Genomic DNA, 12,367 nt, shown 5'->3' with positions numbered 1-12,367 from the left:
GCATGGCATCGATTAATCCTATTGCGCGTGCGCGCAACTTACTGAGCGAGTTCTTCCGTCTGCAGGCGGCGGCCGGCATTGTACTGATGAGCGCGGCGGCGCTGGCCATGATCGCAGCCAATTCGCCATGGCATGAGATGTACGAACAGTTCCGCCAGATGCCGGTTGGGTTTTCCATTGGCGGTTTTGGCCTGATGAAAGCCGCCGAACTATGGATCAACGACGCCTTGATGGCGGTGTTTTTTCTGCTGGTTGCGCTGGAGATCAAGCGCGAAGCTTTGAGTGGCCAGCTGTCCAGCCGCGATCAGATGATGCTGCCGGTGCTGTGCGCCATTGGCGGCGTGGTAGCGCCGGCGCTTTTGTTCTGGGGTGTCAATCAGGGCGACGTCACCGCAATGCGTGGCTGGGCGATTCCTACCGCTACCGACATTGCGTTCGCGCTCGGCATTCTGGCGCTACTGGGCCCACGCGTGCCGCTGGGCATGAAGCTGCTTCTGTCGACCATAGCCGTGGTCGACGATTTGGTTGCCATTCTGATCATCGCGATTTTCTACACTCACGAACTTTCCATCGGCATGCTGGCTTGGGCAGGTGCTGGCATTGGTCTGATGCTGTTGCTTAATCGCCGGGGCGTTACCCGACTTTGGCCTTACCTGCTGTTGGGCGCATTGGTCTGGTTTTTCGTGCTGAAGTCGGGCGTGCATGCAACGCTTGCCGGCGTGGTGACCGGGTTGATGATTCCGCTCAAAGGCAAGGACAACCTCGCCGGATCATCGTCGGAAGCTCATTCTTCAGATTCTCATTCAAAGACATCTCCACTGGAGACGCTGGAGCACGCGCTGCATCCATGGGTGGCCTATCTCATCTTGCCGCTGTTTGCTTTCACCAACGCGGGCCTTGCGCTCAGTGGGCTGAGCATCGGCGACGCCGTGGCACCGGTGCCGTTGGGTATCTTGCTAGGCCTGGTACTGGGCAAGCCGATAGGTATCGTCGTCACAGCCGTTGTCGCGAGGGCTGTCGGTCTGGCGCAGTATCCGGCCGGCATGGATTTCAAGGCCATGCTTGGCGTGGGCATGTTGTGCGGTGTTGGTTTCACCATGAGCCTTTTCATTACCAATTTGGCATTCGGCCCAGTCGGTGATCATTTGATCGATGCCGCGGTGTTGGGCGTTCTATGTGCTTCGGTGGTTTCGGCTTTGGTGGGTTGGGTTTGGCTACGGCTGACGCTGAAAACGCCGGCCCTGTAGCAGCTGCCTACAGCCGGTAGGAGCGCCTACGTTGGCGCGAGCTCTTCTTATCAGATCGTACGTTTGCCGTTGTAGGAGCGGCGTCTCGCCGCGAGCCTTTCCGGAAGGTGCGGACAGAAGAAAAGCTCGCGCCGGGGACGGCGCTCCTACAAAAAGGGCTGTGTAGAGCCGCGCCCTCGCCGCGAGCCTTTAGTGGTGGGCGCTTTTCCATTCGGCGCCGATCAAGAAGGTACGATCTGGCCCGGGTTCGTAGAAGCGGCTGTTGCCTTCGTTGACGATGACTGAGCCGATGTAGCGCTGATCCAGCGCATTGTCGATGCGGGCGAATCCACGAAGCGACCCTGCGCCCAATCGCCAGCGGCGCGACACCTCCATATGCAGTAGTGCGTAGCCTGGTGACGATTCACTGCCGATGTCGTTGACGGACACATCGCTCATCGCCACCGCCTCCATGGCCGCCTCCCAGTCGCGCACCTGCCACTGCAGGCGGCCGAAGAACTGGTCACGGGCAGTGCCAGGAATGCGCGTGCCGGCAGCGACCAGCGTATCCGGCACCGTGCAGCCAGCGCGGTTGCAGATCAGGAAGTCGTCGCGGAACTCGGCCATCAGGCGCGTGTACGCCAACTGCAGCCGCCAGTCTTCGCCCAAGGCCGTTTCGTACGACGTCTCGAAGCCTTGGCGTCGCGCGCGGCCGACGTTGCGATACGTGCTGCGCCCGCCCACATTGCGAGCCACCGCCAGCTCGTCATCGGTATCGGCGCGAAACAGCGCAGCTTCCCAAACGGCGCCGGTACTGTTGCGCCACTTCATGCCCAGCTCGACATTGCGGCTGACGGCCGGCGTGAGGTCGAACGCCAACCCGGCGCCACCATCGGTGCGGTAACTGAGTTCGTTGAAAGTGGGCGTTTCGAAACCGCGGCCGGCGGACAGATAAAGCCGCAGCTGATCATTAGCGCGAAACATCAAGCCTGCGACCGGCGTGGTTTCGGTGTAGCGCACGCGACCGCTGTCATCGGGGTTCGGCGCACTTGTGTAGTTATCGTCGGATCGGAAACGCACCTCGCTGTGACGCACGCCGGCCAGCAACGACCAATGCGGCGCAAGCTGCCACCATGCCTGCGCGAACTGGTCCACGTTTTCGACTTGGTTGCGCTCGTCGCGACGCAATGCCCCGCGCACGCCCAGCGCTGTGCCGACGAAGTTTTCATAGCCTCGTCGGTGTTGCCGCATTCGCTCGGCGTTGCCGCCGAGCGTCCATTCGAACGGACGTCCTGCCAGCTGCCCCTGCCACGACCAGCGCGCATCCAGACCGCCGTAATCGCTGTCCAAGTCGATCACGCCGCCTGAATTCAGTGGATTGGCTTGGGCGCCAACCGGCAATGCGAGGAATTGCTCGACTTCGCGTCGACCGGCATAGCCCACCAGCTTCAGCTCATGTCCGCCACCGAAGCCTTGCGTGTAGACCGCACCGCCCTGGTCCTGGCGTACAGTCTTGCGAGTATTGAACTGTTCCGCGACCGCGGTCGCCTGACGCGGATCCTGCCGCACCTGCGCGCGGGTTAATCCCAAAGGGTCCTGCGCCTTTGGCAGGTCCAGATGATTGAGAACCAGGGTCAGGTTTGCATCGCCACCCAGATCGATGTCGAAGCGCGCGTTAGCCGACGCGCGCCGCGCCGCGCTGTGCTCTCGGTAGCCGCCAGTATCAAAGATGGAAGCTGCCAGATTGAATCCTACCCGCCCCTGCCGGCCCAGCCAGCGCGCGGCGGCGGCATAAGTGTCGTCACTAGCCGCTGTCGCACGGAAGGTCAGCTCATCGGGCTCCTGTCCGGCTGCGCTGAACAACTGCACCACGCCACCGGATGAATTCCCGTACAAAGCAGAAAACGGGCCGCGAATGATTTCAACGCGATCGCTGGCCGCCAAACTGAAATGCGACAGCTGCCCCTGCCCATCCGGCATGGTGGCGGGGATGCCGTCGGCGTACAGGCGCACGCCGCGCACGCCAAAGGTGGAACGCGCGCCGAAGCCGCGAATGGAAAGCTGCGTGTCCTGCGCATAATTCTGCCGATCGCGCGCAAGCAGACCGGGTACCCGGGCCAGCCGTTCGGAGAGATTGGTCCCAGCCGTGGCGCTTTCCTCACGCAGATCGATTACGTCGAGGGAAGCGGGTGTATCGAAAGCGGAGACACCGCGCAAACGCGGCGTTTCCACCATCACACGGTCAAGCGTCACCGCGCTCTCGGAGCCCGCGCTCACCACCGTGGGCATATTGGAGTTCTGCGCCAGCAGCCTGTCGTATCTGGTCACGTGCGGCGGCGGCCGATCGGCGGATTCCGAGGTGTCGTGGGGCGGCGTGCAGTTTCCCAGCGCGCAAACGGCTCCTTGGTTCGCGGCCATGGATTCATTGCCGGTGAACACTTGCGCGCGGACTTGGGAACAGAGGGCCAGCGTCAGCGGCAACCCCAGCAACGGCAGGAGACGTGATGGCATATGGATGTCGACTTCGCCTGAAGATGCGACAGCTTACCTTCAAGGTCGCGAAGGCAGGTATGCGCATGTACCTGCGGACGACAGTTTGTTGCAGCAGCGGCGTGGCGCGTATCCGTTCGAACGAGAGTGCGAGCACTTCGGCTTCGCGCGGTGCTTGTGAAGCTTTCTTCCCGCAGATCGGCTCCGAACATAACCGCTGGATTTGGAGCTTGGTCGCCCCGCGGCCGGGCACATGGACGTCTCCGCTCAGCTGCAGCAGCTGCCTACTGCCGCATATCCTCAAAGGACGAGTCGTTTCCCTTGGGGATTTTGCGCGCGCGACGCGACGCCATGTAGGAAGCCACACGCCGCTGAAGCCGTGCGGCGCTGTCCTGGTCATCCATTACCGTGGCCAGTTGATCCCAGGTGCAAGCGAGCGCCCAGCGACCGAAGCGCACATAGACGGTGTGCCATTTTCCGTATCTGGCAGGCACATGATTCCAGCAGAGCTCGTTGTCGGTCACCCATAGCACCACCTCGATGAAACGGCGGGTTTCCACGCTTTTCAACGCTCGTGATCTGGTCTTGCCGCGGAGCCGTTTGGCTATTTTTTCCCAGGAGGCATCATCCATCGGCCTGATCGCAGGCAGAGTCAGCACTGCTTCATTCAACTGAAGCTGCGGCTCCAATGCGTCGTGAACAATTTCTTGGCGGGTCATTTCCATGCGGCACCTCTTGCGAGTTCGTTGGATGTTGATGGAGTCCGGAATCACGCGCCTCCTCTTCAGGCGAAAGACGTGACTTAGCTCTCGGCCATTCTTCTCCGCACGGCTATCGGATCAATACAAGAAATACGAAACGTGAGTACCGCTGCCGGCGCGCGCATGGTTCGTCGCACTTCTGCCCGGCTGTCCGCCGGAGGTTGCGGAACATGCAAGAGCGTCGTCGTGCGCAACGCGGGTTGGCGAGCGGTAGCTCGTTGAATGGCGGAGCAGTGGAGTAAGCGGCTACGTTTTGCATGCGTAACGTGGTCGCACTTTGACTTCGGGACGAAAAACAGCGGAGCAAGCTCCGCTCTACGCGCGAAGAGCTCGTTGCACTAGGCAGCGCCCGGAATGTGCCGAAAGTTCCTCAACCGATGGCCTAATTTATGTACTGGTCAGTTTGGTATTCAGGGCGCATTGCAGTTGAAAACGGATACTTCACCCCACGGCGGCGCTTCGTTAATGGCGCCGCCCAGACCAGAAAAACACACAACAAGAAAGAGGTTCATTCATGAAGAAGTCTTTGCTTGCCCTGACGTTGCTTGCTGCTGCTCCTTTCGCCGCGTCCGCGGCCGAGGGCCTGTCGTACAACTATGTGGAAGGTGGTTACACCGCCACCAATATCGACGGTCCGGATGCCGATGGTTGGGCGCTGAAAGGCTCAGTGGCGATTGCTCCGAACTTTCACGTTTTTGCTGACTACAGCAGCCAGGAAGTCGAGGACGTCAACGTCGATTTCGATCAATGGCGCGTGGGCTTGGGCTACAACCACGAACTGTCGCAGCGCGTGGATCTGCTGACCCGCGTCGCTTATGAAAAGGCCAAGACCGACAGCTTCAACGTGGGTACCGTGCGCGTCCCCAGTTTCAGCGCGGACGGCTATAGCGTCGAGGTAGGAGTCAACAGCGCGCTGACCAATCGCTTGAATGGTTACGCACTGGCCGGCTATGAAGACGGCGACGACTACGATGGCGAGTTCTACGGCCGCTTGGGCGCACAGGTGAAGTTCACCCCGAACTGGAGCGCATCAGCCGACGTGAAGCTGGTCGATGGCGACACCCAGTATTTCGTGGGTCCGCGCTTCAGCTGGTAACAAGATTTGTAGTACGCAACAACGGTGTTCCGCGACGTGTCCCTCTCTCCCCACGTTGCGATCCAAAGCCCGGCGCCATGCGCCGGGCTTTTCTTTTTTGGAGGACTCTCAGCGCTTGAGTGACGAACAGGACAGCTGGAAGGCAAAGGGAGCGCGAAGATCAAGGCGAGCTTTCATTCCCTGTTCCCCGTTCCCGCTCCACCGTTCCCCGCTTTACTTGAACAACGTCTCCGGATATTCCGGTTTCTGCTCGCGGGCCAGCAATTGCTGCAGGCCATCGGATGGTGCGAGTTCGCCGTGCAATACCGCGCGCACGGCGCTGGAGATAGGCAGGTCGATGTCGTGGCGCTCGGCTTGCCGCATCACTTCGTCGGCCGTCTGCACGGATTCGACTACTTGGCCGATCTCGCGCACGGCATCACTCAGGTTCTGTCCGCGGCCCAGCGCCAGGCCAAGACGCCGGTTGCGCGAGAGATCACCCGTGCACGTCAGCACCAGGTCGCCTAATCCGGCCAGGCCCATCAATGTCTCTGGCTTGCCGCCAATGGCGGCGGACAGGCGCAGCATTTCGTTCAAGCCACGTGTGATCAGGCCAGCGCGCGCATTCAATCCCAGCTGCATGCCATCGGCGACGCCGGTGGCCACGGCCAGCACATTCTTCATTGCGCCGCCAAGTTCGGCACCCACCATGTCGTCGCCGGTGTAAGCGCGGAAAGCGGGTCCGTGCAGTGCATCGGCAACGGACTGGGCGAAGCCCACGTCGCTGCCATGCACGGTCACCGCGGTTGGCAGGCCCAACGCAACTTCCTTGGCGAACGAAGGACCGGTGACGACTGCCAACGGAACGTCAGCGCCAAGAATGTCTTCGGCGACTTCATGAAGAAAGCGGCCGGAGCCCGTCTCGAAGCCTTTGGTCGCCCACGCCACACCCGCTTTTGCAGGGCGCAGCGGGGCCAGCATGTGCAGTGTCTGGGTGAAAGCATGCGATGGCACCACCACCAGCACTTGGTCCGCATCGGCGAGCGCCGCAACCAAGTCGGTCGTGGCGCGGAGATTTTCCGGCAGTGGAATGTCCGGCAGGTAGCGGGAGTTCTCGTGCTGCTGGTCGATCGCCGCGGCGATCTTAGGGTCTCTTCCCCACAATACGATCTGATGGCCGTGCCGCGCCATCAGTGCCGCCAGCGCGGTGCCCCAGGAGCCCGCGCCAAGTACTGCGATTTTCAGCGAATCGGCCATCCGTCAGCCCTTTTGACTCACGGATGCCATGGCAGGATCGCGCCGCACGGATCAGGCGTTGCCGGCTGGTTCCGTGGTGGCGAGGCCACCGTTGTCGGTCTGGGAAGCACGCTGACGCAGCGTTTCGGCGTAGAGCGCTTCGAAATTGATCGGCTGCAGGAAGAACGGCGGGAAACCACCGGCCTGGACCAGATCGCTGACCAGCTGACGAATGTAGGGGAACAGGATGTTGGGGCACTGGGTGCCCAATAGCACGTCGACTGCCTGCGCTTCCAACCCGACCAGACCAAAGATGCCGGCCTGCTGCACTTCCGCCACGTAGGCGGTCTTGTCGCCGGCCTTGCAGGTCAGGGTCACGCCCAGCACCACTTCAAATACGTTCTCGTTCAAGCGCTGTACGCGCTGGTTGAGATTGAGCTGCAGCTCCGGCTGCACGTTTTCGCTGAAGATCGCGGGTGCGCCGGGGACTTCGAAGGAAACGTCCTTGACGTAGATCTTTTCGACGGTGAAAGCGGGACCCGCGGCTTCGGCGGCCGGCGCAGCCGCGCCGTTGGTGGTTTCGTCGGACATTTCTTACTCCGGAATTAGATATAAAAATGAAACGGTGAATGATCGATTATCGCATGTCATGGCGGCGAACCCGTTGCAGTTCAAGGCCCGCGCCGAAGACGGAACAGCCGTGATCAGCGCCCTTTGACCAGCGGCAGGTCGGCCTGTTGCCAAGCGGCGATGCCGCCGTCCAGCCAGTAGACCTGTTCGAAGCCAGCTTTCTTCAAGCGCTTGGCAGCGCCGGCGGAAGCCTGGCCTGTCCGGCAGACCAGCACCACGGGCAATGCCTTGGCCGAAGCGACCAGCTTGCTTTCCGGGTCGAACTGGCTGGGCAGCACGTTCTTGCTGCCGGCGATGTGGCCTTTTTCGAAATCGTTGATGGCGGACAAGTCCACCACCAGCGCGTTCTCACGATTGATGAGACTTGTCAGTTCGGCCGGGCGCAGTGCCTTGTAGCCGCGAAACAGACGGGAGATCTCGGTGTAGATGATCGCCAGCGTCAGGCCCACGAGCGCCAGCGAGAGAATCAGGGTGAATTGGCTACCGCTGGCGAAGGCCAGCAATTCTTCGAAGTTCACAGGGAATGTAGGGCGATGGAACGGGCGGCGATTGTCGCATAGGACGCGGCGACCTGTAGAAAGCACCTAGCGCTCCTGCGGAGCAGGGCGCTACCCGCGCTTGCTTATTCTCCGGCCCACAAGTCCGGCAGCCCGACGACCAGCCACCAGCGTTTGGCCTCCGGGTCCCAGCGCCAGCGCTCGCGGTAGCGCATCGTGCGTTCGGCCATGGTGTGCTTGTTGATCACCCGCAATTCGACGGTGCGGAACACGGTCTCGTCCGGTTCCACACCGGCGCTGATGTCGCGGTAGCCGGAAACCTGCACTTGCTGGTAGCGCTCGAGCTCCAGATCGGTCATCGGATGTTCTTCGCGGTAGGCCGGGTCGACCGCCTGCCAGGCGTTTTCGAAATCGCCCCAGCGAATCGCCGCGGCATAGGCGTTCTGGACCTGTTCCAGCTTGCTGCTTTGCTTGGCAGCCACCGCACTAGTGGACGTCACGGCCGTTACCAGCATCGCCAGCAGCACTACCCGAAAGAATCTACCCATGCCCCGCCCCTGTTACGAAGATCAGATCGAATGCTACCGCTTTACGATGGCGACGAACCGGCCGGTCAGCGTCGTGGCAATGCCGCCGTCCGGAAGTGGGACTTGCGCCTCCACCTGAATCCGGGCACGACCGCGCTGCTTCAGCGTCTGCAGGAACATTTCCCACGATTCGCCGGGCGCAAAAGCGGCTTGCGCTTCCAGGTCCGCGTGCAACGGGGCCAGATAACGTATTGCGCTGTCGGCCACATAGACCTCGGCCTTCAGACCGGCCAGCTGCAACCGCAAGGTCACCAAGCCCCAGCCTGTCACCGTCATCAGCGATGTCAGGCTGCCGCCGAAGGCGTTCCCTTTGTCGTTCACGTTGACGGACAAAGGCGCGGTAAGCCGAAGGCGCTCGCCGTCGTAACTGGCCACATCGACCTGCATTGCTGCCACCGGCGGCATGCTGCGACAGTAATCGCGCAAGGTTTGCAGCGCGGCGTCAACACTCATCGAACATAATCCGTCTATGGCTCTTCAGCGACCGCCGGCATGGTACGTCATCTCGCTTCGCCCACAAGGCGAGCACGCGGGCATGCGACAGGCCGCACGTCGTCATGGCGCGACGTTGCTGGCGCTGTCTCCTTGGCGGCTGCAAGCGCTGGACGATCCCGGTACCCGCACCCGCCTGCGGCAGACACTGCGGACCAAGTTTGTGTTGTTCACCAGTCCGGCCGCCGTTCGTTTTGCTCACGATCTACAGCCTTTGAAAGCCGACGCTGGGCAAACATGGCTGGCCGTAGGCGGCGGCACCGCAGCGGCATTGCGGCGCTGTGGTATCGCGGATGTGCGTGCGCCGGCTCGAATGGACAGCGAAGGCTTGCTCGATTTGCCCGAGCTACAGCAGCTTCGCGAACAAGAACTGGGCCTGGTCACTGCGCCGGAGGGGCGCGATCTGCTGGCATCCACCTTGGCTGAACGCGGCGCCCGACTGCTGCGCGCCGAGGTGTATCGGCGCGAACCTATCGCGCTGGCGCCTGCGGCGGTGGAAACCCTGTGCGCCATGTCGGCACCGGCCTGCCTGCTGCTCAGCAGCAGCGGCGCGCTGGCGCACGTCCTGGATCGGCTTCCCGCCGATCTGGCGGTACGGCTCAGGAAAACCACCGTTATCGCTGCCAGTGCCCGCCTGATGCAGTACGCGCAAGAAGCAGGTTTCACCGACACTGTACTGGCAGCCGGCCCACGGCCAGCGCAAATGCTATCCGCCGCCGAGGACGCGATCTTGCGCCGCTTCCGTTAGCATTTGAATAACCGGCCTGACGATTCAAGGACGCAGTGTGAACGACGACGACACTTCCACTCCCCGCCGGCGCAGCTATGGCGGTTTGATCTTGTTGCTTCTGGCGCTGGGCCTGCTTGGCTTTGGCGCTTGGCGCGGCTGGGTCTGGTGGCAGGTGCGCGATGCACAAGCTCAGGCGGAGGCGGAAGCGGTGCAACGTATCGGTGCGCTGGAGGCACGCATGGAAGCGTTGCGCCGCGACCAGCGCGCGCAAACGCAGCGCATCCAAGATGCGGCCGCTACCAACCGCGTGCTGCGCGATGAAGTGCTCGGACTGAGTCAGCGCGGCGCATTGCTGGAAGAAAGCATCGCCAAGCTGACCGATCCCAACCGCCATGGTCCGCAGGCACTGCGCTTGGACGAGGCGGAGTTTCTGCTTTCGCAGGCCTCGCAACGTCTGAACATTGCCGGTGATCTGAAGGGTGCCCGGCACGCGTATGAACTGGCAGCCGGCGCGCTCGATGGCGTGGACGATCATCGGCTGCTGAACCTCAAACAGGTGCTGGCGCAGGAGCGGGCAGCCATCGATGAGCTTTCCGCGTTGCCGAAGACGGCACTATCGATGGACCTCGACCGCCTCGCCGCCGCCTTGACCAAGCTGCCGCGTGAAGCGACGTCACCGGACACTCAGCATCGTCCGGCTTGGCAGCGATTGCTCGCGCCGCTGGTGGATGTCCGCCCTTCGCAGGCAGGCGCGATCGTCGCGCCTTCTGATCGCACCGCGGGCGAGGCCGCCCTGCAGATTGAAATCAGCCTGGCGCGTGCCGCGTTGGAACATAACGATGCGGAAGGCTTTCGTACGGCGCTGAATCGCGTGGACACTTGGCTGCCGCGGTTGTGGCCCGAATCGCCGCCGTTGCGGCAGATTCGCCTGCAACTGGAAAAAATACGCACCGCGCCGTTGCAACCCGACCTGCCGGTACTTGGCAGCACATTGGAACAGTTGCGCGCTGCGCGCAACGCGACACCGCTGACTTTTCCGTCTACGCCTTCTATTTCCGTCAACGCCGGTCCGGAGCTGCAACCATGAAACTGTTCCGTAGCGTGGTGTTTCTGCTGGTGCTGTTGCTGGCTGGGGTCGCGGCCGCGGAATGGTTGTCGCAGGATTCCGCACGCGATCTTGGGAAAGTCTTCGTCCAATTCGGCGGCTACGATTGGACAACGAACGTCCCCCGTGCGTTGTTGGCGCTATTGCTGGCCGGATTTGCGCTTTGGCTGTTGTGGCAGATCGTCACGCTGCCGTTCCGCGCTTGGGGACGTTATCGCCGCAAGCAGGCGCGTGCGCGTTTGATCGAAGGATTGGAAGCGCTGCACGGCGGCCATTGGCAGCGCGCTGAGCGGCTGCTGGAGCGCGCCGCCGAAGACGACGAAGTCAGTGTGATCGCTCGCATCGCCGCGGTCCGTGCCGCCGACGCTCGCGGCGACGAAGCAGCCGCTGCTCAACATCTGCAGGTGCTAGCGGAGCGCAATGCCGGCGCCCACGCCGTTGCAGCTGCGGATCGCGCGTTGACGCAATCGCGCCCAGTTGACGCCTTGGCCGCATTGGACGCGGCCGGCGTGCAGCCATTGCCGCCGCGCGGTCTCGCACTGCGAACCGAAGCCTTGGCCGCCGTTGGCCGCGCCGGCGAAGCGTACGGGCTGCTGGGTCCCCTCCGGCAACAGCGCACATTGACGACGCCGGCGCTCGCCAGCCTGGAAGCGCGCTTGGCGACGCAATCATTGCGAGAAGCCGCCGATGCGAATGTCCTGGCGGAACGTTGGGAAGTTCTGCCCAAAAGTCTGCGCAGCGAACCCAGCGTGGTCGCAGCTTACGCCGAGCGCGCCGCCGCTCTGCGCTGGGATGATGCCGCCGCTCGCAGCCTGGAGCAGGCGCTGGATACCCAATGGGATGAGTCGTTGATCACGCTGTACGGGCGCCTGCCGATCGGCAAGTTGGACTCGCGCCGCGCCAGCGCCCAACGCTGGCTGCAATCCCATCCGGCCAGTCCCGGCTTGCTGGTAGCGCTGGCGCGTTTGGCCCGCCAGCAAGGCCAATGGGGGCAGGCGCAGGAATTCCTGCACCGCGCGTTGGCGCAGGGCGCAGGCGCCGAGGCGTGGGAGGAAATGGGCGATGGGTTTTCCGCGGCAGGCGAAGATGCCTTGGCGCGCCTCAGCTATGCCAATGCACTGAAAGCTGCGCGCGGCGAGCCGGGAATGCCGCTGCCAGGGCGTGACCTCAAACAGAAGATATTCGACGAAGCTGTGATCGAAGAACGTGATGAGCACGGCGTGCCGCGGTTGCGTTCGTAAGGTGCCGGGATTGTGCTTTTAATGTAGAGCCGAGCTTGCTCGGCTGCTCTTCGATGAAAACAGAGCAATAGAAGCAAGAGCAGCGGAGCAAGCTCCGCTCTACGCCTGATGCCAGACAGCAGATCTTCGGCGGAGGCATAGTCGAAGAATGCGACGATGGCGTGCCACGATTGCGCTCTTAAGGTGGAACGCGAGGATGCATCTCTTGTGGGAGCGACGGCTTTCAACAGCCGAATGGCTGGTCAAGTCGCGACCGGAAACATCAACGTCGCGACTTGACCAGCCATTCGGCTGTTG

General features: G+C 62.4%; 12 protein-coding genes. 5 read left to right on the top strand and 7 right to left on the bottom strand.

All coding sequences use genetic code 11. The features are described 5' to 3' along the window. Window positions 1–2 precede the first annotated feature (2 nt). Window positions 3–1,247 carry a Na+/H+ antiporter NhaA gene (gene nhaA, locus AB6O04_RS11175; protein ID WP_368563988.1) on the top strand — a complete coding sequence of 415 codons (1,245 nt, stop codon included), beginning with the start codon at window positions 3–5 and terminating at the stop codon, window positions 1,245–1,247. 189 nt (window positions 1,248–1,436) lie between these two features. Here the strand turns inward: nhaA and AB6O04_RS11170 are convergent, their stop codons facing one another. Continuing rightward, window positions 1,437–3,515: a TonB-dependent receptor family protein gene (locus tag AB6O04_RS11170; protein WP_368564150.1), complete on the bottom strand. Its 2,079-nt coding sequence runs from the start codon at window positions 3,513–3,515 to the stop codon at window positions 1,437–1,439. A gap of 485 nt (window positions 3,516–4,000) precedes the next feature. After that, window positions 4,001–4,489, bottom strand: coding sequence for a transposase (locus AB6O04_RS11165; protein ID WP_368563987.1), 489 nt, complete (start codon window positions 4,487–4,489; stop codon window positions 4,001–4,003). A 502-nt stretch (window positions 4,490–4,991) separates the two neighbouring features. Here AB6O04_RS11165 and AB6O04_RS11160 point away from each other — a divergent pair. Continuing rightward, window positions 4,992–5,573, top strand: coding sequence for a diffusible signal factor-reguated Ax21 faimly protein (locus AB6O04_RS11160; RefSeq protein ID WP_368563985.1), 582 nt, complete (start codon window positions 4,992–4,994; stop codon window positions 5,571–5,573). A 213-nt stretch (window positions 5,574–5,786) separates the two neighbouring features. Here AB6O04_RS11160 and AB6O04_RS11155 read toward each other — a convergent pair whose 3' ends face one another. The 5 genes from AB6O04_RS11155 to AB6O04_RS11135 form a co-directional block, all read right to left on the bottom strand. Next, on the bottom strand, window positions 5,787–6,809 hold the full coding sequence (locus AB6O04_RS11155; protein WP_368563984.1) for an NAD(P)H-dependent glycerol-3-phosphate dehydrogenase: 1,023 nt from the start codon (window positions 6,807–6,809) through the stop codon (window positions 5,787–5,789). A gap of 51 nt (window positions 6,810–6,860) precedes the next feature. Beyond that, complete coding sequence (gene secB, locus AB6O04_RS11150; RefSeq protein ID WP_368563981.1) at window positions 6,861–7,379, bottom strand: protein-export chaperone SecB; 519 nt, start codon at window positions 7,377–7,379, stop codon at window positions 6,861–6,863. 113 nt (window positions 7,380–7,492) lie between these two features. Continuing rightward, window positions 7,493–7,936: a rhodanese-like domain-containing protein gene (locus tag AB6O04_RS11145; protein ID WP_368563980.1), complete on the bottom strand. Its 444-nt coding sequence runs from the start codon at window positions 7,934–7,936 to the stop codon at window positions 7,493–7,495. A 104-nt stretch (window positions 7,937–8,040) separates the two neighbouring features. Beyond that, complete coding sequence (locus tag AB6O04_RS11140; RefSeq protein WP_368563978.1) at window positions 8,041–8,463, bottom strand: hypothetical protein; 423 nt, start codon at window positions 8,461–8,463, stop codon at window positions 8,041–8,043. Window positions 8,464–8,496: 33 nt separating this feature from the next. After that, on the bottom strand, window positions 8,497–8,955 hold the full coding sequence (locus AB6O04_RS11135) for a YiiD C-terminal domain-containing protein (RefSeq protein WP_368563976.1): 459 nt from the start codon (window positions 8,953–8,955) through the stop codon (window positions 8,497–8,499). Between the two features lie 16 nt (window positions 8,956–8,971). Between AB6O04_RS11135 and AB6O04_RS11130 the strand changes: the two genes are divergently transcribed. The 3 genes from AB6O04_RS11130 to AB6O04_RS11120 are packed head-to-tail and all read left to right on the top strand — an operon-like array spanning window position 8,972 to window position 12,070. After that, window positions 8,972–9,742 (top strand): uroporphyrinogen-III synthase, encoded by a 771-nt coding sequence (locus AB6O04_RS11130; protein ID WP_368563975.1) that lies wholly within the window; start codon window positions 8,972–8,974, stop codon window positions 9,740–9,742. A gap of 37 nt (window positions 9,743–9,779) precedes the next feature. Further along, window positions 9,780–10,811 (top strand): uroporphyrinogen-III C-methyltransferase, encoded by a 1,032-nt coding sequence (locus AB6O04_RS11125; protein WP_368563973.1) that lies wholly within the window; start codon window positions 9,780–9,782, stop codon window positions 10,809–10,811. After that, the gene (locus AB6O04_RS11120; RefSeq protein WP_368563972.1) at window positions 10,808–12,070 is read left to right on the top strand and encodes a heme biosynthesis protein HemY; all 1,263 of its coding nucleotides are present in this window, start codon (window positions 10,808–10,810) and stop codon (window positions 12,068–12,070) included. Before AB6O04_RS11125 ends, AB6O04_RS11120 begins: the two co-directional genes overlap by 4 nt. The last annotated feature ends 297 nt before the right edge of the window (window positions 12,071–12,367 follow it).

It is taken from the genome of Pseudoxanthomonas sp. UTMC 1351 (genome assembly GCF_040948865.1).
In the GTDB taxonomy this organism is placed as follows: domain Bacteria; phylum Pseudomonadota; class Gammaproteobacteria; order Xanthomonadales; family Xanthomonadaceae; genus Pseudoxanthomonas_A.
Note: the sequence above shows the minus strand (reverse complement) of the source record. Positions and strands in the feature narration are given on the sequence as shown.